The organism is Mycobacterium sp. GA-1285 (assembly GCF_001499905.1).
Taxonomy (GTDB): domain Bacteria; phylum Actinomycetota; class Actinomycetes; order Mycobacteriales; family Mycobacteriaceae; genus Mycobacterium.
In genome coordinates, this window is the sequence record NZ_LQIS01000054.1 from 73,045 (window position 1) to 92,683 (window position 19,639).

General features: G+C 65.8%; 19 protein-coding genes and 4 tRNA genes. 16 read left to right on the top strand and 7 right to left on the bottom strand.

Annotated features, from left to right (window positions below):
- Positions 1–4: 4 nt before the first annotated feature.
- Positions 5–589 carry a TetR/AcrR family transcriptional regulator gene (locus AU193_RS21185; protein WP_064424348.1) on the bottom strand — a complete coding sequence of 195 codons (585 nt, stop codon included), beginning with the start codon at positions 587–589 and terminating at the stop codon, positions 5–7.
- 68 nt (positions 590–657) lie between these two features.
- Here AU193_RS21185 and AU193_RS21190 point away from each other — a divergent pair, with 68 nt between their 5' ends.
- Positions 658–1,692: an oxygenase MpaB family protein gene (locus tag AU193_RS21190; protein WP_064424349.1), complete on the top strand. Its 1,035-nt coding sequence runs from the start codon at positions 658–660 to the stop codon at positions 1,690–1,692.
- 90 nt (positions 1,693–1,782) lie between these two features.
- On the opposite strand, the gene AU193_RS21195 is transcribed toward AU193_RS21190, so the two are convergent.
- Both AU193_RS21195 and AU193_RS21200 read right to left on the bottom strand, forming a co-directional pair.
- The gene (locus AU193_RS21195) at positions 1,783–2,181 is read right to left on the bottom strand and encodes a hypothetical protein (RefSeq protein ID WP_064424350.1); all 399 of its coding nucleotides are present in this window, start codon (positions 2,179–2,181) and stop codon (positions 1,783–1,785) included.
- A gap of 32 nt (positions 2,182–2,213) precedes the next feature.
- Positions 2,214–2,286: transfer RNA gene (locus AU193_RS21200), tRNA-Lys, on the bottom strand.
- A gap of 121 nt (positions 2,287–2,407) precedes the next feature.
- On the opposite strand from AU193_RS21200, the gene AU193_RS21205 reads away from it, so the two are divergent.
- From AU193_RS21205 to AU193_RS21215, 3 genes are all read left to right on the top strand, one after another.
- Positions 2,408–2,480 (top strand) — tRNA-Glu (locus tag AU193_RS21205).
- A 34-nt stretch (positions 2,481–2,514) separates the two neighbouring features.
- A tRNA-Asp gene (locus tag AU193_RS21210) sits at positions 2,515–2,591 on the top strand.
- A 42-nt stretch (positions 2,592–2,633) separates the two neighbouring features.
- Positions 2,634–2,707 (top strand) — tRNA-Phe (locus tag AU193_RS21215).
- Between the two features lie 44 nt (positions 2,708–2,751).
- Here AU193_RS21215 and AU193_RS21220 read toward each other — a convergent pair.
- On the bottom strand, positions 2,752–3,339 hold the full coding sequence (locus AU193_RS21220; protein ID WP_253868005.1) for a site-specific integrase: 588 nt from the start codon (positions 3,337–3,339) through the stop codon (positions 2,752–2,754).
- Between the two features lie 542 nt (positions 3,340–3,881).
- On the opposite strand from AU193_RS21220, the gene AU193_RS21225 reads away from it, so the two are divergent.
- Complete coding sequence (locus AU193_RS21225; RefSeq protein WP_082683092.1) at positions 3,882–4,733, top strand: phage major capsid protein; 852 nt, start codon at positions 3,882–3,884, stop codon at positions 4,731–4,733.
- Positions 4,734–5,866: 1,133 nt separating this feature from the next.
- The gene (locus AU193_RS21230) at positions 5,867–6,706 is read left to right on the top strand and encodes an SDR family oxidoreductase (protein ID WP_064424433.1); all 840 of its coding nucleotides are present in this window, start codon (positions 5,867–5,869) and stop codon (positions 6,704–6,706) included.
- Here AU193_RS21230 and AU193_RS21235 read toward each other — a convergent pair whose 3' ends face one another.
- Together AU193_RS21235 and AU193_RS21240 are read right to left on the bottom strand one after the other, a co-directional pair.
- Complete coding sequence (locus tag AU193_RS21235) at positions 6,707–7,495, bottom strand: MBL fold metallo-hydrolase (RefSeq protein ID WP_064424352.1); 789 nt, start codon at positions 7,493–7,495, stop codon at positions 6,707–6,709. It abuts the gene before it with no gap.
- Between the two features lie 117 nt (positions 7,496–7,612).
- Positions 7,613–8,107 (bottom strand): DUF2834 domain-containing protein, encoded by a 495-nt coding sequence (locus AU193_RS21240; protein WP_064424353.1) that lies wholly within the window; start codon positions 8,105–8,107, stop codon positions 7,613–7,615.
- A gap of 70 nt (positions 8,108–8,177) precedes the next feature.
- On the opposite strand from AU193_RS21240, the gene AU193_RS21245 reads away from it, so the two are divergent.
- From AU193_RS21245 to AU193_RS21255, 3 genes are read left to right on the top strand one after another with little or no spacing between them, the layout of a single operon-like run.
- The gene (locus AU193_RS21245) at positions 8,178–8,774 is read left to right on the top strand and encodes a TetR/AcrR family transcriptional regulator (RefSeq protein WP_064424354.1); all 597 of its coding nucleotides are present in this window, start codon (positions 8,178–8,180) and stop codon (positions 8,772–8,774) included.
- 49 nt (positions 8,775–8,823) lie between these two features.
- The gene (locus AU193_RS21250) at positions 8,824–10,386 is read left to right on the top strand and encodes an NAD(P)/FAD-dependent oxidoreductase (protein WP_064424355.1); all 1,563 of its coding nucleotides are present in this window, start codon (positions 8,824–8,826) and stop codon (positions 10,384–10,386) included.
- A gap of 39 nt (positions 10,387–10,425) precedes the next feature.
- Positions 10,426–11,409: an NAD-dependent epimerase/dehydratase family protein gene (locus AU193_RS21255; RefSeq protein WP_064424356.1), complete on the top strand. Its 984-nt coding sequence runs from the start codon at positions 10,426–10,428 to the stop codon at positions 11,407–11,409.
- Position 11,410: 1 nt separating this feature from the next.
- On the opposite strand, the gene AU193_RS21260 is transcribed toward AU193_RS21255, so the two are convergent.
- Positions 11,411–11,599 (bottom strand): hypothetical protein, encoded by a 189-nt coding sequence (locus AU193_RS21260; protein ID WP_064424357.1) that lies wholly within the window; start codon positions 11,597–11,599, stop codon positions 11,411–11,413.
- A gap of 361 nt (positions 11,600–11,960) precedes the next feature.
- Here AU193_RS21260 and AU193_RS21265 point away from each other — a divergent pair, with 361 nt between their 5' ends.
- The 7 genes from AU193_RS21265 to AU193_RS21295 are packed head-to-tail and all read left to right on the top strand — an operon-like array spanning position 11,961 to position 19,639.
- Complete coding sequence (locus AU193_RS21265; RefSeq protein ID WP_064424434.1) at positions 11,961–12,725, top strand: ABC transporter permease; 765 nt, start codon at positions 11,961–11,963, stop codon at positions 12,723–12,725.
- Entirely contained in the window at positions 12,722–13,588 is an 867-nt protein-coding gene (locus AU193_RS21270; RefSeq protein ID WP_253868007.1) for an ABC transporter permease, read from the top strand. Before AU193_RS21265 ends, AU193_RS21270 begins: the two co-directional genes overlap by 4 nt.
- Before the next feature lie 4 nt (positions 13,589–13,592).
- Complete coding sequence (locus tag AU193_RS21275) at positions 13,593–14,888, top strand: MCE family protein (protein WP_082683093.1); 1,296 nt, start codon at positions 13,593–13,595, stop codon at positions 14,886–14,888.
- Positions 14,885–15,916 (top strand): MCE family protein, encoded by a 1,032-nt coding sequence (locus AU193_RS21280; protein ID WP_064424358.1) that lies wholly within the window; start codon positions 14,885–14,887, stop codon positions 15,914–15,916. The genes AU193_RS21275 and AU193_RS21280 overlap by 4 nt, the downstream gene beginning before the upstream one ends.
- On the top strand, positions 15,913–17,247 hold the full coding sequence (locus AU193_RS21285; RefSeq protein WP_064424359.1) for an MCE family protein: 1,335 nt from the start codon (positions 15,913–15,915) through the stop codon (positions 17,245–17,247). The genes AU193_RS21280 and AU193_RS21285 overlap by 4 nt, the downstream gene beginning before the upstream one ends.
- Positions 17,247–18,521 carry an MCE family protein gene (locus tag AU193_RS21290; RefSeq protein WP_064424360.1) on the top strand — a complete coding sequence of 425 codons (1,275 nt, stop codon included), beginning with the start codon at positions 17,247–17,249 and terminating at the stop codon, positions 18,519–18,521. The genes AU193_RS21285 and AU193_RS21290 overlap by 1 nt, the downstream gene beginning before the upstream one ends.
- Entirely contained in the window at positions 18,518–19,639 is a 1,122-nt protein-coding gene (locus tag AU193_RS21295) for an MCE family protein (protein WP_064424361.1), read from the top strand. The genes AU193_RS21290 and AU193_RS21295 overlap by 4 nt, the downstream gene beginning before the upstream one ends.

The window sequence follows — 19,639 nt, forward strand, 5'->3', positions numbered from 1 at the left end:
CGGCCTAGTAGCTCGACACCCGGCCAACCAACATCTCCACGCAGTAGTCGATGAAGCGCTCTCGGGTGGCGGCCAGCCTGCCGTTGAGGTAAGCGGTGAACAGCGCGGTCAGGGCCCCGACCAGCCCGGTGGCCGTCATCGCCGCCCTGTCGGGATCGGTGATGCGGGTGAGCTTGCGCTGCAGCAGTTCGATGAAGCTGGGCATCCACTCGGCGCCTGAACGAGTCAGCACCGGCTCGCTGGCCGGCGCGAGCAGCAGCACCCGGCCCCGCGTCGGGTCGTCGACCATCAAGGCGACGAATCGTTCGACGGCGTCGCGCGGGGTCTCCGCCGAGCTCAAGGTGGACATGGCTTTGGCGCAGACGTCGTCGTAGACGGCGCGGACGAATTCGTCGCGGTCGGCGAAGCTCTCGTAGAAGTAGCGCTCGGTCAATCCGGCTGCCCGGCACACGGCGCGGACGGTGAGGGAAGGACCCTCGGCGGCACCGAGAAGCCCCACGCCCGCGGCGATGAGTTTCTCGCGGCGCAGTACCTGACGGTCCTGCAGCGGCACCCCCGACCATCGGCCCCGTCTTTGACCCGAAGGCACATCCCTCCTAAGCTCGGTATGACAACGCCCGTAGTCAGCTTCTGATAAATCCGGACGGAAGTACACCAGTGACTCAAGATACGTCTGAAACGTGCCCCGTGTCCTGGGAGCGCCACCCGCCCGAAGGGCAGGAGGACGCGTCACCGATGGCGTCAGGGTGCCCGGTGACATCCGGCGGCTACGACGCGCCACCGGCGCCGCTCGGCCCCGACTCGCTGACGTGGAAGTACTTCGGCCAGTGGACCGGCCTGTTCCAGGGCACGTGGGCTGGGTCGATGCAGAACATGCACCCGCAGTTGGGTGCCGCCGTTCAGGAGCACTCAATCTTCTTCCTGGAGCGGATCCCGCGGCTGCTGCGCTCGATCTACCCCATCGGCGGCGTGGTCTTCGACGGTCACCGGGCGCCGACGACGGGCGCGGAGGTCCGCGATTACCACATCGGTATCAAGGGTGTGGACGAGCGCGGCCGACGGTACAGCGCGCTGAACCCCGACGTCTTCTACTGGGCGCACGCGACGTTCTTCAAGTCCACCTTGCTGGCGGCCGAGAAGTTCGGTGGCGGGCTGACCGAGGACCAGAAGCGGCAGTTGTTCGACGAGCACATCACCTGGTACCGGATGTACGGGATGAGCATGCGGCCGGTGCCCAAGACGTGGGAGGAATTCCAGGAGTACTGGGATCACATGTGCATCAACGTCTTGGAGAACAACTGGGCGGCCCGCGAGGTGATGGATCTCTCGACGATGCCCAAGCATCCCTCGATGGAGTGGATCCCGGATCCGTTGTGGCGGCTGAACCTCAAAGTGATGCAACGCTTTCTGACGTTCATGACCGTCGCACTCTACGATCCCCCGGTCCGGGAGTTGATGGGCTACAGCTGGTCGCCTCGGCAGGAATGGCTGCACCGGCGCTTCTGCGATGTCGTGACGCTGGCCACCAAGGTGCTGCCCAAGCGATGGCTGATGCACCCGCGCAAGCGTTCGGCGATCGACCGCGCGACCGGTCGACTGCCGGTCGACGCCCCGCTGGTCGAGACGCCGGCGCGCAATCTGCCGCCGATCGAGTACCGCGGTCAGCCGCAGTTCTATTGCCCGCAGGTCTGATTGAGCCGCTAGCGCGTGTGCGCCGTCGATGCGGTTAAAATTCCGCGATAGGTGGCTACGTGACTCGCTAGGCGCGAGAAGTCTTGTGGGTCAGAATGTTCGGCCATTTCGACGATGAGCGGTTACTCGTCGATGGCAATTGGCGCAGCGAACTTCGCACTTTGCGATCTCGGCTTGTATGGCGGCCAGATTCCAGCCGGCGCGTGCCATGGATCCGACGTCACGGAGTTTGTTTCCTGTCACGTGGTCGAACTCGGGCACCACGGTGTCCTCTTCGCCGCAATCGACGCACGGGTGGGTCAGCAAGTACTGCAGAACGTATGCCTTGGCGCCGGCGATCGCCTTCTGTTTGCCCTCGCGGCGCGACGAATTCTTCTCAGGAGTTCGCCGGTAGTACGCCCGGTTGTATTCGCGTCGGCAGTCGGGGCAATACGTGCCGTTGAAGTCCGGGCGATCCTGGCGGCAGCGCGGACAGCGGCTGGATTTCACGCTTCGGTCTTACCGTCAGTGCCCGACAGCAGTGCCCCCACCAGGGCTCGAACCTGGGACCTGCGGATTAAAAGTCCGTAGCTCTACCAACTGAGCTATAGGGGCGCGAGGGACAGGATACTGGGTGGCCGATGCCGACCTCGTTTGAGGATTCCGGTGCCGATAACCTAAGCTATCGAAGCTCCCAACGTCATCGCGTTGCGAGTACCCCGGAGAGATTCGGCTGGCCCCCTTCGTCTAGCGGCCTAGGACGCCGCCCTTTCAAGGCGGTAGCGCGGGTTCGAATCCCGTAGGGGGTACACGCAGCGACCCGTACGATGGGACGCAAAGCAAGGCCCTGTGGCGCAGTTGGTTAGCGCGCCGCCCTGTCACGGCGGAGGTCGCGGGTTCAAGTCCCGTCAGGGTCGCCATTGCGGCGAGGCATCTGGGTTACGCCCGACCGGTGCCTTCCGGGCCAGGTAGCTCAGTTGGTACGAGCGTCCGCCTGAAAAGCGGAAGGTCGCCGGTTCGATCCCGGCCCTGGCCACTTCAGAGGCTATGTCTGCCTCGGTTCCTACCTCGGCTCGACGTTTATTCGTCGTTTATGCCAACCGCTCGATCCAATACATCGGCCACTTCGGCGTGCACCCGGCCGCGACTCATGTACACGTCCTGCGTCATCGAGGGGCGCGCATGGCCTAGCTGGTCCGCGCCGATCCTCGCGGAGAGTCCCGAGTCGTCGATCAGTGTCGCGACTGTCTTGCGGAAGCTGTGGCTTGACACGTCGGGCAAACCCAGCTCGTCGCGAACCTCGCGCCACTGCTTGCCGAAGTCGTCCGGGTCGCGCAGCGTGCCCGCTGAGGACGGGAAGATCACTCCGACGCTGTTTGGCCCCTGCCTACCGCCCTTGCGTCGGTGCAAGACATCGACCGCGAACTGAGGTAGCGAGACCGACCTTCCACCGCCTCCTTTGGTGGTGTCTTGGCGGACTAAGCCTTTCCCCTTCAACCGAACTACCCAGCCGGACACCGTGAGCACTCTGTCGTCGAGGTCGATGTCTTCCCACCGAAGCGCCAGCAACTCTGAGCGTCGCAACCCGGTCGCCGCTAACAGGATCACCGCGTCATGCAAGTCCTTCTGCTCACATAGCTTCGACTCACCGACAGCTTTAAGAAGCATCCGCACCTGCTCGACTCCGAGGGCCGGCGCACCCTTTACCCCGCTTCTCAGTCCTCCGCTTGCGCCGGGTGCCCAGTTCCCGCACTGGATTCGCGCCGATACCCCCGACCATTACTGCATCCGTCAAGACCGCGTTCAGCGCCGCTTTGGTGTGACGCTCGCGGGTCGCGCCGTGATCGCGGGCGGATTCCCCGGAGGATTTCGTCAAGCAGGCCGGGTGTCGCCTCGCTGACTCGAATATCGGCTAGCCGGGATCGCACGGCGTCCCACGTCTTGTCGCGGTATGCCTTTGCGCCGAAGTCGAGGAACTCGCGTCCGAAGGCTGGTTCGCGTGCGATGTAGGCCAACATCAACTCGAGGACGGCGGCCCGCTGCGCCGCGTTCGGCCGAAGCGGGTCGAGGTCGCTCCCAAGCAACGGGTCTCTTGGGTCAGGTGGCTCGACTTGCCAGTCGGGCGGAAATGAATCGTCGCTCATGCGTTTTCCCTTTCTGGTGATCGAGCGGTGCAGTCATCTCGGTGTTCGCTGCTGGTCGCGTAGTAGATGCCGCAACCAGGACAGAACACAGACTTGTTGTGGGCCAGGATCTTCAAGACCCGATCGCGCAACCGTGTTCGCTTAAAGGAGCAATCACATGGCATTGACCACGTCCGGTGGCGCATCCATCCTCACCCCCGAGCAGGTGGGCGCCCTCGTCATCAGACCCCTCATCGAGCAGTCCGTCGCCGCGCAAGTCAGCACCATCGTGCAAACCACCAGCCACGACTTCCGCGTGCCCGTGGTTCGGCTGACCCCACCGCCGCATGGACCGCCGAAGGCGCCGAGATCGCCGCGTCCGACCCAACGATCACCGAAGTTGTTGTGACGCCGAAGAAACTCGCCGGCCTCACCGTCATCAGCAACGAGCTGGCAGGTGACTCGTCCCCGGCCGCGTTGCAGGCGGTCGGCGACGGCGTGGTGCGCGACCTCAAACGCAAGCTCGACGCCGCCTACTTCGGCAACACCACCACTAACGGCCCCAACGGACTCGGCTCGCTGACAACCGCCACAGTCGATGCAGGCGACGCGTGGACCAACCTCGACTGGGCAGAAGAAGCCAAGTCCGAAGCCGAGCAACTCCACACCATGCTCACCGCGTTCGTCGCCAACCCCGCAACCGCGCTCGCCCTAGCCTCACTCAAAGAGCAAACAGGGTCGAACAAGCACCTTCTCGGCGCTGACCCCACCCAGGCCGGAAGCCGCAGCATCGGTGGTGTGCCGCTGTACGTCTCACCGTCCGTAGCCGATGGCACGGTGTGGGGCATCCCGCAGCCGCACAGCATCTTCGTGCTGCGCCAAGACGCCACCGTGGTCACCGACTCCAGCGTCTACTTCACCGGTGACCGCTTGCGGTAAGGGCGACATTACGGGCCAGCTTCGGCTTCCCCCACCCCGGCGCCATCGTGAAGATCACCCTCAGCCCGTAACCTGCTCGGTAGTGACGACCCGACCTACTCACCGCAGCTGCGGCAGTTCGGCACACGCAGCCTCCATTCTCTGATCGGGTCCAGCGCCCTCTGCCTCAATTCTTGAAGCTCCTGCCGCTGCAAGCGTCTGTCTTCACGCACTTCTCTGTTCATCAGCCTCTGGTAGTCCACCATGGTGGCAAAAAGGTCGCCCGCAATGTTGCCTTCTCGGTCACCGTTATTCCCTCTGCTCCATGCGCCGATAACGTCGCGCAGGTCGGTCCTCGTGGTGCCTGCAGTTGATCCGTCGGATGCCGTGGGTCCGTCTGATGTCGTGGGAGCGGGGTCTGCGCTTACGGCAGCGGTCGGGCCGAACAAGACCACCGCGCTGGCTGTCAGCACCGCCCCAGCCACGATTCGTACTCGCATCGTTGGCCGTGCTGCATGCGCGTTCATGTCGACTTCCTCTCTCCGAATCCCAGAACGGTTGTTCTGACCGGAACGCTAAGCGCGGCAACGACGGGTGACTGCAGTAGTCGACTACTGCAATCGGATGACACGTCGAGTTCCTCCCAAAGGACGGGCGAGGCGTCCCCCATGCCACGTCGGTGAGCGCCCCTCCCGTCATAGGCGATGCGAGCGGGAACACATATTTTTTTTCGCAAGCTGACGCCGTGGGGGGTATCTCTCAGCGACCGCCGCTCGCACCTCCTGGCATAGGCGGGAATCTCTCCCCGGAATAATTTCTCCCCCACTTTCTCGAGAGAAAGGACGAGTATGCAATTGGGAATCGTCGCGGCGTGTCGAGAACCCTCGACCGAAAAGCGGAAGGTCGCCGGTTCGATCCCGGCCCTGGCCACCAGAATTTCCTGCCTCCGTACGTCGGCATGGTCCGGCCCCGCAGCCGCGAGCGGCGACTGCGCGAGCGAATCGCCGTAACCGGCCCCTTGTCATCTTCGGTACCTCCGCGTACCGTTCACCGGTACCTCGGTGTACCACGAGTGGACGAAACCGGGTGTCGGTGTGATCGCGGCCCGTACCGTCATCGATCACACCACCGAGCACGACCGCGAAGGAGCCAGGATGAGCAAGCAACGCAGAACGATCAGCGGTCGCACCGCGGTCATCACCGGTGCCGCATCCGGTATCGGACGCGCACTCGCGCAGCGGCTCTCGGCACACAGCTGCCCCGTGGCCATCGCCGATGTCGACGAACAGGGACTCAAGGAGACCGAGGCGTCGCTGCGCGGTCCCGCGCTGCTGCGGGTGCTGGATGTGAGCGACGCGCAGGCCCAGCGTGACTTCGCCGCCGAGGTGCGTGCGTGGGCACCCCGGCCGATCGGCGCGGTGTTCAACAACGCCGGCGTCGCGCTCGGCTCCACCGTGCTCGACGCCGTCGTAGAAGACGACGACTGGTTGTGGAACATCAACTTTCACGGTGTCGTGAATGGGACCAGGGCGTTCCTGCCCATCCTCGTCGAGCAGGACGAGGGCGTGATAGTCAACACGTCCAGCGTCTTCGGTCTGGTCGGCATGCCCGGCCAAAGCGCCTACTGCTCAGCGAAATTCGCGGTCCGCGGGTTCACAGACTCCCTGCGTCAGGAGCTGCGAGGCACCGGCGTGTCGGCGGTCAACGTGCATCCCGGCGGCGTGAACACCAACATCGTGCGCAACGGTCGGTTCCGTGAGGAGCCGGGCGGCCCCACCAAGGACCAGGTGGTCGAGGAGTTCGCCGCGATGACCAGAACCGAGCCTGACAAGGCGGCGGAGATCATCCACCGCGGCGTGGAGGCGGGCAAAGCCAGAATCCTCGTCGGCCCGGACGCCTACATGTTCGACGCCCTGGCGCGGATCGCACCGACGCGCTACTTCGACGTGCTCGAGCGTGTGCAGCTCTCGCTTCGCAAGCGCGCCACGAGGTAGCTAGGCGGTCTCCTTCGCGTACTGCAGCAGCCCCGGATCGTGCGCGCACAGCAGCAGCAGATCGGGCTCACCGCGGCGGTACAACTCGGTCAACCGAGCGTGGTTGTCGCGCACCTGTTTACGGTCGAACGCGGCGACCTTCTCGAACGCGCCGAGCATCCGCGGAATCCGCGGCGGGCCACCGATGGTGTCGGGATGGTAGAAGGCGTCCCCGCAGTGCAGCAGCCAGCGGTGGCCCGCGTCGACCGCGACGCAGGCATGCCCGCGGGTGTGACCGGGCAGCGACATCAGCACGATTCCCGGTGAGACTTCGGTCAGCTCCTTGGCCGCGGCGAACCCACGCCACTTCTCCCCGGCGGGGCTGTGCTCGACGATCTTCGGTCCGTGCTCCCACTGGGCGGGCCGAAAGCGGAAGCGTTCGGCCCGTGTCGGCGGGCGCATCGCCCCGAGTACTTCCGCTGCAGTGCAGTGGATTTCGGCGTCGGGAAAGTCGGAGATCCCGCCGATGTGGTCGACGTCGAAATGCGTGACGACGATGTGGCGGACGTCCTCACGCCGAAAGCCCAGCCGTTCCACCTGCCGGACGGCGGTTTCGTCGCGGTCGAAGAACGGCCGAAAGAGGCGGCGGGTGGGGCCGGTTCGGCGCACCGGCTCGGCACAGTCGGCCAGCCCGTATCCACTGTCGACGAGCACCAGACCGTTGTCGGTTTCGATGAGCAGCACATGACAGACCAGGACGGGAACACCCCATGGATGCATCGATCCGCAGTTGAGGTGGTGGACTTTCACGAGGCGGCCCCGGTGCGCAGCTGCGCGCGGCCCGCGGAGTGCACACGGATCACGTCGGGTCGGCGTTGACGCGGCGCGTCGGCGATCATGCACCGCACTGTACGGCCGCGAGTGTCGTCAGGCCGCAGACTTGACCCCCGCGGCGGTCTCCTGATGGCGGTGTTGCCGCTCGATCGTCGCCAGATAGAACGCCCACGCGAAGGCCGAACTCGCGAACAGGATGAAGCCCAGATACAGCCACGCGTGTTTGACGCCGCGCCTGCGGCCGTCGACGAGCAGCCACGCCGGGAACAGCAGCAGGCTCATGATCGTGTAGTCCTGGCTGGCCGAACTGGCAGCCGGATTGTCGTAGCCGAGCGCGATGAACTCCGACCAGCTACCGGGTCCCCAGATGAAGTTGTGCAGCCCGCCGGGTGGCGCGTACTCGGCCACGAACTGGTTGTTGAAGTAGTAACCGAGGATGACCGAGGCGATGCCTGCGACGTAGTAGAACATCTCGAGCTTGGTCACCCGGGGACCTGAGGTGTAGCGCGCGAAGATCGCAGGATTCGCTTTGACGATGACGGCCAGCGTGGCGAACCCGAGCACCAGGTGAATGATCAACGAAACCATGATCGGAGTCTCATCACCCGGCGAAGTTTTGTCAATATTGACATAACTCGTTTCGGGTACTTTCATGCACATGCCCCGTCCGGCCCAGACCGCGCGCAGTGAGCGCACTCGCGATGCGCTGCGGAAAGCGGCGGTCGTACGGTTCCTCGCGCAGGGGGTCGAGGAGACGTCGGCCGAACAGATCGCGGCCGACGCCGGCGTGTCGTTGCGGACCTTCTATCGCCACTTCGCGTCCAAGCACGATCTGCTCTTCGCCGACTACGCCGGCCTTGACTGGTTCCGCTCGGCGCTGGCCGCCCGCGATCCCACAGAGCCGATCATCGAGGCGGTCCACAGCGCAATCATGGCCCGCCCCTATGACGACTGGGCCGTCGCGCAGACCGCCGCCCTGCGCGCGCAAGAACTCGAGCCCGGCCGGGTGGTGCGGCATATGCGCCAGGTCGAAGCCGACTTCGCCGAAGCGATCACCGAGCACCTCGCCGACGGCCTTGTGCCGGACGTGTCCACCGACGAGCGGATGCGGATCACGGTCACCGCCCGGTGCATCGCCGCCGCGGTCTTCGGGGCGATGGAGGTCTGGATGCTCGGTGAGGAGCGCTCGCTTCCAGAGCTGTCACGGCTCACGGGGGAGGCTTTGCGCGCGCTGGCCGACGGCATCGCCGGCTGACGTTTTGTCATTATTGACAAAACTCTGGAGAGCGTGCCAGCCTCACCCCATGAGCGACTTCGACGCCATCGTCATCGGTGCCGGGCACAACGGATTGACCGCGGCCACCGTGCTGCAGAAAGCCGGTATGCGCACCCTCTGCCTGGACGCGAAGCTCTACGCCGGAGGCATGGCTTCCACGGTCGAATTGTTCGACGGGTTCAAATTCGAGATCGCCGGCTCGGTCCAGATCCCGACGTCGGCGGTGGTCAGCCGCGAACTCGGGCTCGACTCGCTGCCGACCGTCGACCTCGACGTGATGTCGGTGTCGCTGCGAGGAGTGGGTGACGAGCCGTTGGTCTACTACACCGACCCGGTGAAGCTTCTGACGCACATCAACGAGGTGCACGGCGCAGAAGCCGTCAACGGCATGGCCGGGTTGATGGCGTGGTGCCAGGCGCCCACGCGGGCGTTGGGCCGGTTCGACGCGGGCCGGCCCCCGAAGTCGCTCGATGAGATGTATGCCTGCGCGACAAACGAATTCGAGCGCTCGACGATCACCGACCTGTTGTTCGGCTCGGTCACCGACGTGCTCGACCGCTACCTGCCGGACAAGGAGAAGAACGGTGCGCTGCGCGGCATGCTGTCGCTGCTGGCATGCAACACCACCTACCGGGGGCCGGCCACCCCGGGGACGGCCGCCGCCCTCGCGTACGGCTTCGCCGTCCCCGACGAGAACGCGTTACTGGTCAAGAAACTGCGCGGCGGCATCGGAGCCCTTACGTCACATCTGTGTGAGGTGTTCACCGCCAATGGCGGAGAACTGCGGTTGCGCAGCAAGGTCGTGGAGGTCACGGTCGCCGACGGCAGGGTCACCGGAGTCCGGCTCGAGGACGGTACGTCGCTGTCGGCGCCGATCGTCGTCTCCGGCGTCGCACCCGACCTGACGGTCAACGGCCTCGTCGACTCCAACGCGGTTCCCGCGGATGTGCGGGACCGCTTCTCGCGCCTGGACCACCGGGGCAGCTATCTGCAGATGCACTTCGCACTCGACGGCATTCCGCAGTTCGCGCCGCCCTATGAGTTGCTGAACGACCCCGCCATGCAGTCCAACATCGGAATCTTCAGCACCCCTGAGGAACTCCAACAACAGTGGGAGGACGCCAGGCGTGGCATCGTACCCGCGGACCCGGCGATCGCGTTGCAGATCCCGTCGGTGAACGACCCCGGCCTGGCGCCGCCCGGTAAGCACGCGGCCTCGGCGTTCTCGCTGTGGTTCCCGATCCAGGAAGGCGAACAGGGCTACGGCGAGATGAAGGCCGAGATGGGCAGGCGAGTGATCGAGAAGATCACCCGGCTCGCCCCGAACTTCGAGCGCCTCATCCTGCGCCACACGACGTTCACGCCCAAACACATGGGCACCATGTTCGGTGCGCCGGGCGGAGACTACTGCCACGGGCTGATCCACCCCGACCAAATGGGGCCGAACCGGCCCGGGCCCAAAGGTTATGTGGATCAACCCATTCCGATCGACGGGCTGTATCTCGGCAGTGCCGGTTGCCACGGTGGTCCCGGCATCACATTCATTCCCGGTTATAACGCGGCCAAGCAGGCGCTCGCCGACATGTCCTGAGCCTGTTTCCGACCCGTCCGCACCGGGAATGCGGCGTGCATGGGAATCACAGTGGCCGTGACGGGGCCGACGGGTGAGATCGGCAAGTCGGCGGTGCAGGCGCTCGAGGACGTCGCCGAGGTCGACGAGATCGTCGGAATGGCTCGCCGGCCCTTCGAGCCGGCCGAGCACGGTTGGTCGAAGACGACATACCTACAGGGCGACATCCTCGACCGCGAGGCCGTCGACGCGTTGGTCGGACGCGCCGACGTCGTGGTCCACCTCGCGTTCATCATCATGGGCTCGCGGGAGGAGAGCGCCCGCATCAACCTGGCCGGTACCCGCAACGTCTTCGAGGCGACGGTGGCCGCCGAGCGCCCGCAGCGGCTGGTGTACACGTCGTCGGTCGCCGCCTACGGCTATCACAGCGACAACCCGGTTCCCCTCACCGAGGACGTGCCACCGCGCGGGTCACCCGAGCATTACTACTCGGAGCAGAAAGCCGAGTGCGAGGCGGCGCTCGCCGACATCGTCGGCGGCTCGTCGTTGAAGGTGTATGTGTTACGGCCCTGCATCGTCGCGGGTCCGAAGGCGCCCGCCCTGGCCGACAACATGCCGTGGACCCGGCTGCCCGGTCCGGTCAAGCGGTTGTCCGATGCCGTTCCGCTGCTCAAGGTACCGGTCCCGGATCCCGGCATACCGTTGCAGCTGGTTCATCACGACGACGTGGCGGCCGCGATCGCCTTGGCCGCCACCACGTCGGCGGAGCCGGGCGCCTACAACATCGCCGGCGACGGGCTGATCACGGTGTCCGACGTGGCCCGCGAACTCGGCGCTCGTCCGGTGCGGGTGCCGAAGGTGGCCGCGACCGCGGCGTCCGGTGTCGTCGCCCGGCTGCCGTTCGTCCCGTCCGCGCTGGAGTGGCTGCACATCGGCCGGACGTCGGTGGTCATGGATACGGACAAGGCGAAGACTCAACTCGGTTGGGAACCGAAATACACCTCAGCACAGACGCTTACAGATTTGGCCGACTCGCTGCGCTGAGTCACTGGGTGTGGTCGCCGGTGTCGGCGGGGCCGCTCGGTGTCGCGCCGCCCTCGTCCGACCAGTCGACGCCTTCCTCCTCTGAGTCGTCGGTGCCTCTGGCCGGGTCGCTCTGCACGTCGTCGTCGGCATTCGAGGGCCCTGCGTCGGTCTCGGCGGTGTCGGGGTTGTCCTTCTTGTCGTCGCTCACCCGCGCTGAATACCCGCCCAGTCTTCGTTTCAGTCCCTGCGACCGGCGCATCGAAGTACCGCTCGGCGGGACTGAAGTGAAAGACAAAGACTCAGCTAGATCCGATCTCGATGAAGGAAACCAAAGACACTGGGGCGACCAGCGCATCCGGCTTATTGACGAGCTGGTTTGCCCGCCCACTCCCGTTGACAGCTAACACCGGGTCTCTTAGCGTCCCGCGCAGTCTGACGACGACGGAGATGGCGACATGAATTGTGTTCCGGAGCGCTCGCGCGCGGTGATGCGGTCGCGCTCGTCGTCATGCGCACCCGCCTCTCGACGAACGAGGTGATCCGGTGCAGCAGTTGGTCGGTCGCCGATGATGACCGCGGTGGCCTGGTCTCGGCCAGCCGTCGCCATGGGCGACTTCGTGGTGCTCGCGGGCGAGACGTTCGCGGCGATGTTCCGCACGCCTTTCGCCTGGCGGGAGTTGATCGACCAGATCTGGTTTGTCGCGCGGGTGTCGATCGTGCCCACCCTCGTGCTGTCGATCCCCTACACGGTGTTGATCGTGTTCACCCTCAACATCGTGCTGATCGAAGTCGGGGCGGGTGACCTTTCGGGGGCGGGTGCCGCACTGGCCTCGGTGACGCAGGTGGGACCCGTCGTCACCGCGATCGTCGTCTCGGGCGCCGGGTCCACCGCCATGTGCGCCGATCTCGGCGCAAGGACCATCCGCGAGGAAATCGACGCGATGAAGGTGATCGGCGTCAATCCCGTTCAGGCGCTGGTCGTTCCGCGTGTCATCGCCGCCACTTTCGTTGCGCTGATGCTGTATTCGGTGGTGGCGGTCGTCGGGTTGACCGGCAGCTACTTCTTCGTGGTGTTCGTCCAGGACGTCACCCCGGGTGCGTTCGTCGCGGGGATGACGCTGCTTACCGGCCTGCCGCAGGTGGTCGTCTCGCTCGTCAAGGCGCTGTTGTTCGGGCTTTCGGCGGGCCTCATCGCCTGCTACAAGGGATTGCACGTCGGCGGCGGACCGACCGCAGTCGGCACGGCGGTCAACGAGACCGTCGTCTTCGCGTTCATGGCGCTGTTCCTGATCAACATCCTGGCCACCGCATTCGGCGTGAAGGTCGCGCCATGAGCGAGGTCGTCAGCCGGCCGCCGACGGCGAAAGCGACCGACGCCGTGACCGCAGCGATCACCAGGGTCGTCGACACCACGCGCAGGCTGGGAGAGCAGACCGTGTTCTACGGCCAGGCGCTGGCGTCGACCCCCGACGCCGTCCGGCGTTACCCGACCATGGTGCTGCGCCAGATCGCCGGCATGGGAATCGGAACGGGCGCGCTCGCCGTCATCGGCGGCACGGTGGTCATCATCGGGTTCCTCACCCTGTCCACGGGAGCGCTGATCGCCGTTCAGGGTTACAACACCTTGTCCAACGTCGGCATCGAAGCGCTCACCGGATTCCTCGGCGCATTCCTCAACGTCCGGTTCATCGCGCCCGCGACGGCCGGAGTGGCGCTCGCCGCGACCATCGGCGCGGGAGCCACCGCCCAGATCGGCGCGATGCGAATCAACGAAGAGATCGACGCGCTCGAGGTGATGGGCATCCGGGTCATCACCTATCTGGCCTCAACCCGCATCGTCGCCGGCGTGGTCGCGGTCATCCCCATCTACACCGTCGCGGTGCTCATGTCGTTCCTGGCCACCCGGTTCGGAACGACGGTGATCTACGGCCAGTCCGCGGGCGTGTACGACCATTACTTCTCGACGTTTCTGCATCCGACCGACCTGCTGTGGTCCTTCGTCGAGGCGGTGGCGATGGCCGCCGCGGTCATGGCGGTCCACACCTACTACGGGTACACCGTGACCGGCGGACCGGCGGGGGTCGGTGAGGCCGTGGGCCGCGCGGTCCGCATGTCGATCACCGCCGGCGTGTTCATCCTCCTGACCATCACGCTGTCGGTGTACGGGCAGTCCGGCAACTTCCACCTGTCGGGGTAAGGCGTTGAAAGACAGCCGAATCAACCCGTCACGCCGCGGCCGGATCGACCCGATCTGGTGGGCCCCCGTGCTGTTCCTCGTGGCCGCGGCCCTGGTCGCCATCACCGCCGCGCTGTTCTCCGGCTCGTTGCGCAAGTCGGTGCCGCTGACCCTGGTCTCCGACCGGGGCGGCTTGGTGATGGAGGACGGCGCCAAGGTGAAACTGCGCGGTGTACAGATCGGCGAGGTTCGCACCATCGGCGTCGAGCCCGTGCCGGGCGACGACGCCTCGAGGCTCACGCTCAAGATCGATCCCGGCCCGTTCGCGGTGTTGCCGAGCAACGTCGAAGCTCAGATCAAGGCCAGCACCGCATTCGGTGCGAAGTACGTCGAGCTCTCCATCCCGCCCGACGCGAGCACCGAGCCCCTGAAGCCGGGTTCGGTCCTGCGCTCGCGCAACGTCACCGTCGAGGTGAACACGGTGTTCGAGAACCTGCAATCGGTGGTGCAGTCCATCGATCCGGCCAAGCTCAACGCGGTGCTGTCCGCGGTGGCCGGATCCCTGCGAGGTAAGGGTGACGTCATCGGGCAGGCGATCACCGACTCCAACAACGTCCTGCACGCTGTCAACCCGCGGATGGGCACGGTCCGGCGCGACTGGCAACTGTTCGGCGAGACCTCGCGGACGTATTCCGATGCCGCACAGGATATTCTGTCGATCCTCGACTCGTTCACCACAACCAGCGCGACCATCTCGTCGCACGCGGTCGCGCTGGACCAGCTGCTGTTGTCGGCGGTCGGATTTTCCCGATCCGGTATCGACACGATCGGTGTCAACGAGCCCGCCCTGGTACGGGCCGTCAACACCGTGGCACCGACCACCGCGTTGCTCGAGAAGTACTCGCCGACGTACACCTGCCTGTTCATGGGCGCCCAGTGGTTCCTCGAGAACGGCGGACGAGACGCGTTGGGCGGCAACGGCAAATCGGTGATCATGGACGCCGCGCTCCTGGCGGGTGACGACGCGTACCGCTATCCGGATCACCTTCCCAGGGTCAACGCCAAAGGGGGACCCGGCGGTAAGCCGAGCTGCGGTTCACTGCCCGACGTCGCCGAGAACTATCCGGTGAAGTATCTCGTCACCGACACCGGATTCGGGGCGGGGCTGGACGTACGGCCCAATCCCGGAATCGGATTCCCCGGCTTTGCCAACTACTTCCCGGTGACCAAGGCGACACCTGAACCGCCGCGGATCCGCTACCCCGGCGGCCCCGCGCCCGGTCCGCCGGTGTCCGCCCCGCCCCCGGGGGGAGCGCCATGAGGCGGAGAGGAACCGCGCAGGTGCTCGTCCGCGTGGTGTTGTTCACCGCGATGTGCATCGCGTTCATGTTCGTGTTGATGACGGTCTTCGGCCAGTTCCGATTCGATTCGCGAGCCACCTACAGCGCGGTGTTCACCAATGTGTCCGGACTCAAGGGCGGCAACTTCGTGCGGATCGCGGGCGTCGAGGTCGGCAAGGTCAAGAAGATGACCCTGCACAAGGACGGCACAGTCACCGTCGAGTTCGCCATCGACAAGGGACTCACACTGACCGAAGGCACCAAGGCCGCGGTGCGGTACGAGAACCTGATCGGCGACCGTTACCTGTCGCTCGAGCAGGGTGCCGGCTCTGTCCGCAAACTGCTGCCCGGACAGATGATTCCGCTCACACGCACATCACCCGCTTTGGACATCGACGCACTGCTCGGCGGCTTCCGGCCGTTGTTCCGGGCGCTGGATCCCGACCAGGTCAACGCGCTGTCCGGCGAACTGCTGCGGGTCTTCCAGGGGCAGGGCGGCACGATCGCGTCGGTGTTGGCGCACACCTCGACGCTGACGACGACGCTGGCCGGCCGCGACGAGCTCATCGGTCAGGTCATCGACAACCTGAACACCGTGCTGGGCACGTTCGCAGTCCGCGACGACCAGTTCGCCCAAGGGCTGGACAAGCTCTCGCAACTCGTCGAGGGGCTCGCCGCCCGCAAGTCCGACATCGCGACCGGCACGGCCTACATCAACGCCGCGGCCGGTTCGGTGGCCGACCTCCTGACCGAGGCTCGGCAGCCGATCAAGGAAACCGTCACCGAGACCGACCGATTCGCCGGACAGGTGCTTTCCGACCACGAATACGTCGACGACTTGCTCAAGACCCTGCCGGACGCCTACCAGATCCTCGCGCGGCAGGGCCTCTACGGCGACTACTTCGGCTTCTACCTCTGCGACGCGATCCTGAAGGTCAACGGGAAAGGCGGCGAACCGGTGTTCGTCAAACTCGTCGGACAAAGTACCGGCCGGTGTGAGGCCAAATGAGTCGAATCCGATTGCGGCGACCGATGTTCAAACCGCTCGCCGAACGCAACAGGTTGGTCGTCGGTGCCATCGGCATCGCCGTCGTCATCGCCGTGGTGGTCGCCGCCTTCTCCTACGATCGGATCCCCTTCATCAAGGGCACCGCGGACCACTCCGCGTACTTCGCCGAAGCCGGTGGCATCAAACCCGGCAGCGACGTGCGTGTGTCGGGTCTGTCGGTAGGCAGGGTTTCGGGCGTCAGGCTGGAAGGCACCAAAGTGGTGGTCGACTTCACGGTGCGCAACGGGGTCGAGCTGGGCGACCGGGCCGAGGCGGCGATCAAGACCGAGACCGTGCTCGGCAACAAGATGCTCGAGATCACCCCCCGCGGGGATGGCGAACTCTCCGGCGTCATCCCACTCGAACGCACCACGTCCCCGTACGACCTGCCCACGGCGCTCGGCGATCTGACGACGACCATCAGCGCGCTGGACACCACCCAGCTGTCCTCGGCGCTGACGACACTGGCCGATACATTCTCCGACACCCCGCCCGAGCTGAGGGCGGCGCTCGAGGGCGTTGCCCGGTTCTCCGACACCCTCAACACCCGCGACGCGCAGTTGCGTCACCTGCTGGCCGACGCGAACAAGGTCACCGCCGTGCTCGGCAAGCGCAGCGACCAGATTGCCGGCCTGGTGGTCAACGCGAACTCGTTGCTCAGTGAGGTACTGTCTCAACGCGACTCGATCGATGCGCTGATGACCAACATCGCCGCGGTGTCCCATCAGATTTCCGGCCTCGTAGAGGACAACCGCTCGCAGCTCAAGCCTGCGGTCGACAAGCTCAACGGCGTCCTGACGATCCTGGACAACCGCAAGGCCGAGCTGCGACGCGTGATCTATCTGCTGCGCCGGTACGCGATGTCGTTCGGTGAAGTGCTCGGTGCCGGACCGTTTTTCAAGGCGTCCCTGGTCAACCTCGCACCCGGCCAGCTTGCCCAGCCGTTCATCGACGCCGCATTCTCCGACCTCGGTCTGGATCCGAGCGTGTTGCTACCGTCGGAGCTCGTCGACCCCGGCGTCGGGCAACCCGGCACGCCGGCGCTGCCGGTGCCGTTCCCCCGGACCGGGCAGGGCGGTGATCCCCGTATGACGGTGCCGGATGCGATCACCGGTAATCAGGACCCGAACCTGCCCGCCCAGTTCCCCGGGCGCTACCCGTATCGGGAGCCGCTGCCGGGTCCGCCGCCCGGCGGACCACCGCCGGGCCCACCCGCTCTCGGTCCCGCGCCCGGTGAACTGCCAGCGCCGACGGTCGGTCCGCCGGTTCCCGAGGGTCAGGCCGGGGAATGATGACGGTGAAGTCGGACACGGTGCGTGCCGTCCGGATCGCCACGGCGGCAGTGTCTTCCGTGGTGCTGATGGTAGCTATCACGGTGGTGGCCACCCCCTGGTGGGACCGGGTGGCCAAGGACACCTTCGTCGCCTACTTCGCCAACGCGAACGGCCTCTACACCGGCGACGAGGTCCGCATCCTCGGCGTCGAGGTCGGCACGGTGGAGGCCATCGATCCGGAGCCCGACCGGACGAAGGTCACGTTCTCGGTCGACAAGGAGTACCCGCTGCCCGCCGATGTGCGGGCGGCGATCCTGTCGCCGTCGCTGGTCAGTGCGCGCGCCATCCAACTGGTTCCCGCCTATGACGGCGGCCCGAGACTGGCTGCAGGAGCGACGATTCCGCAGGACCGGACCGCAGTACCCGTCGAATGGGACGACTTCCGCCAACAGCTCGAGAAACTCACCGAGTCCCTTCAGCCCACCACGCCCGGCGGCGTCAGCGCCGTCGGCGAGTTCGTCAACACCACCGCAGACAACTTACGGGGCAACGGCGCCACCGCGCGCGACACCGTGATCAAGCTGTCGCAGGCGGTTTCGGCGCTGGGCGACCACAGCACCGACATCTTCAGCACCATTCGCAATCTGCAATTGCTCGTGTCCGCACTCTCGTCGAGCAGTGACCTGCTAGCACAGTTCAACGTCAACCTCGCCGACATCACCACCGTGCTGTCCAACACCCCGAACGAGGTCGGTGACGCGGCGAAAGGCCTCGACGCGGCGGTGGCGGATCTGCGGGGGTTCGTCACCGAGAACCGCGAAGGGCTCGGCGTGACGTTCGATCGTCTCGCCTCGATCACCACCGCCCTCGACGACAGTCGCCAAGACGTCAAGCAGGTGTTGCACATCACGCCGACGGTGTTCCAGAATTTCATGAACATCTATCAACCGGCCCAGAGTTCGGTGACCGGCATCCTGGCTCCGGTGAACTTCGCCAACACCGTTCAATTCATCTGCAGCGCAATCGAAGCGGCAGCGCGGCAGGGATTCGAGCAGTCGGCGAAGCTGTGCATGCAGTATCTGGCGCCGATCATCAAGAACCGTCAGTACAACTTCCCGCCGCTGGGCGTCAATCCGTTCGTCGGAGCGTCGGCGCGGCCCAACGAGATCACCTACAGCGAGGATCGGCTGAACCCGGATCTGCCACCGGTCCAAACCCCCGCCGCCGCCACGCCCACCGACCCGAGCCTCGGCCTGCCCGGCATGATGATCCCGCCGGGCGGGACGCCGTGACGCGCGCGTGGATTGCGGCGTTGACGCTGCTCTCCTTGTCTATCCTGACGGGCTGCGAGTGGCGAGGGTTGAACTCGTTGTCCCTGCCGGGAACCGAGGGCGGTGGCCACGGCGCCTACACCATCCAAGCCCAATTGCCCGACGTCGTTGTCATCCAGCAGAACACGCGGGTACGGGTGGCCGACGTCAACGTCGGCAACGTCACCAAGATCGAGGTGCAGGACTGGCATGCGTTGGTGACCATGCGTATCGACGGCGATGTGCACCTGCCGGCGAACAGCACCGCCAAGGTCGGCACCACCAGCCTGCTGGGGTCGATGCACATCGAGCTGGCCCCTCCGACCGACGTACCACCGCGCGGCGAGCTCGCAGACGGCTCGGTGATCCCGCTGTCGTCGACCGCCACATACCCGACGACCGAGCAGACGCTGGCCGCCGTGTCGGTCCTGCTCAACGGCGGCGGACTGGGTCAGCTGCAGGAGATCAATCAGACGTTCGCCCGTGCGCTGGCCGGTCGCGAGGACGAGATGCGGAGCCTGTTGAACCAGCTCGACATCTTCATCGGCCGACTCAACGAGCAGACCGACGACATCATCACGGCCACCGAGAACCTCAACGCGCTGGCGGGGCAGGTCGCGGCCAAGGACGAGGCCGTCGACAAGGCGCTCACCACCATTCCGCAAGCCATTGCGGTCCTGGCGGATTCACGCGAGACGTTGGCCAACGCGATCGACGCGCTCGGCCAGTTCAGCGCGATCGCCACCTCGACGGTCAACCAGACCAGGGAGTCGCTGGTCGCGAACCTGCGCAGCATCTCCCCGGTGCTGCGTGAGCTGGCCGATGCCGGCCCCGCGCTGACCAGGGGCCTGGACTTCCTGTCCACCTACCCGTGGGTGAAAAGCACCGTGCCCAACTGGTTCCGCGGCGACTTCGCCAACATCACGCTCGTCATCGACCTGACGCTGAGCCGCATCGACGCCGGCGTGTTCACCGGTACCCGGTGGGAGGGCGACCTCACCGAACTCGAGCTTCAGTGGGGCCGCACGATCGGTCAGAAGCCCAGCCCGTACACGGCGGGCAATCCGTTGGTCGCCCCGTACCGGTGGGGGGCCTACTGA

What these genes read in the sequence shown, in the direction of transcription:
- AU193_RS21285 (WP_064424359.1), top strand. Translation starts at nt 15,913, where the DNA reads ATGAGTCGAATCCGATTGCGGCGACCGATGTTCAAACCGCTCGCCGAA.
- AU193_RS21280 (WP_064424358.1), top strand. Translation starts at nt 14,885, where the DNA reads ATGAGGCGGAGAGGAACCGCGCAGGTGCTCGTCCGCGTGGTGTTGTTC.
- AU193_RS21290 (WP_064424360.1), top strand. Translation starts at nt 17,247, where the DNA reads ATGACGGTGAAGTCGGACACGGTGCGTGCCGTCCGGATCGCCACGGCG.
- AU193_RS21270 (WP_253868007.1), top strand. Translation starts at nt 12,722, where the DNA reads ATGAGCGAGGTCGTCAGCCGGCCGCCGACGGCGAAAGCGACCGACGCC.
- AU193_RS21250 (WP_064424355.1), top strand. Translation starts at nt 8,824, where the DNA reads ATGAGCGACTTCGACGCCATCGTCATCGGTGCCGGGCACAACGGATTG.
- AU193_RS21225 (WP_082683092.1), top strand. Translation starts at nt 3,882, where the DNA reads ATGCCGCAACCAGGACAGAACACAGACTTGTTGTGGGCCAGGATCTTC.
- AU193_RS21255 (WP_064424356.1), top strand. Translation starts at nt 10,426, where the DNA reads ATGGGAATCACAGTGGCCGTGACGGGGCCGACGGGTGAGATCGGCAAG.
- AU193_RS21220 (WP_253868005.1), bottom strand. Translation starts at nt 3,339, where the DNA reads ATGCTTCTTAAAGCTGTCGGTGAGTCGAAGCTATGTGAGCAGAAGGAC.
- AU193_RS21245 (WP_064424354.1), top strand. Translation starts at nt 8,178, where the DNA reads ATGCCCCGTCCGGCCCAGACCGCGCGCAGTGAGCGCACTCGCGATGCG.
- AU193_RS21230 (WP_064424433.1), top strand. Translation starts at nt 5,867, where the DNA reads ATGAGCAAGCAACGCAGAACGATCAGCGGTCGCACCGCGGTCATCACC.
- AU193_RS21240 (WP_064424353.1), bottom strand. Translation starts at nt 8,107, where the DNA reads ATGGTTTCGTTGATCATTCACCTGGTGCTCGGGTTCGCCACGCTGGCC.
- AU193_RS21265 (WP_064424434.1), top strand. Translation starts at nt 11,961, where the DNA reads ATGACCGCGGTGGCCTGGTCTCGGCCAGCCGTCGCCATGGGCGACTTC.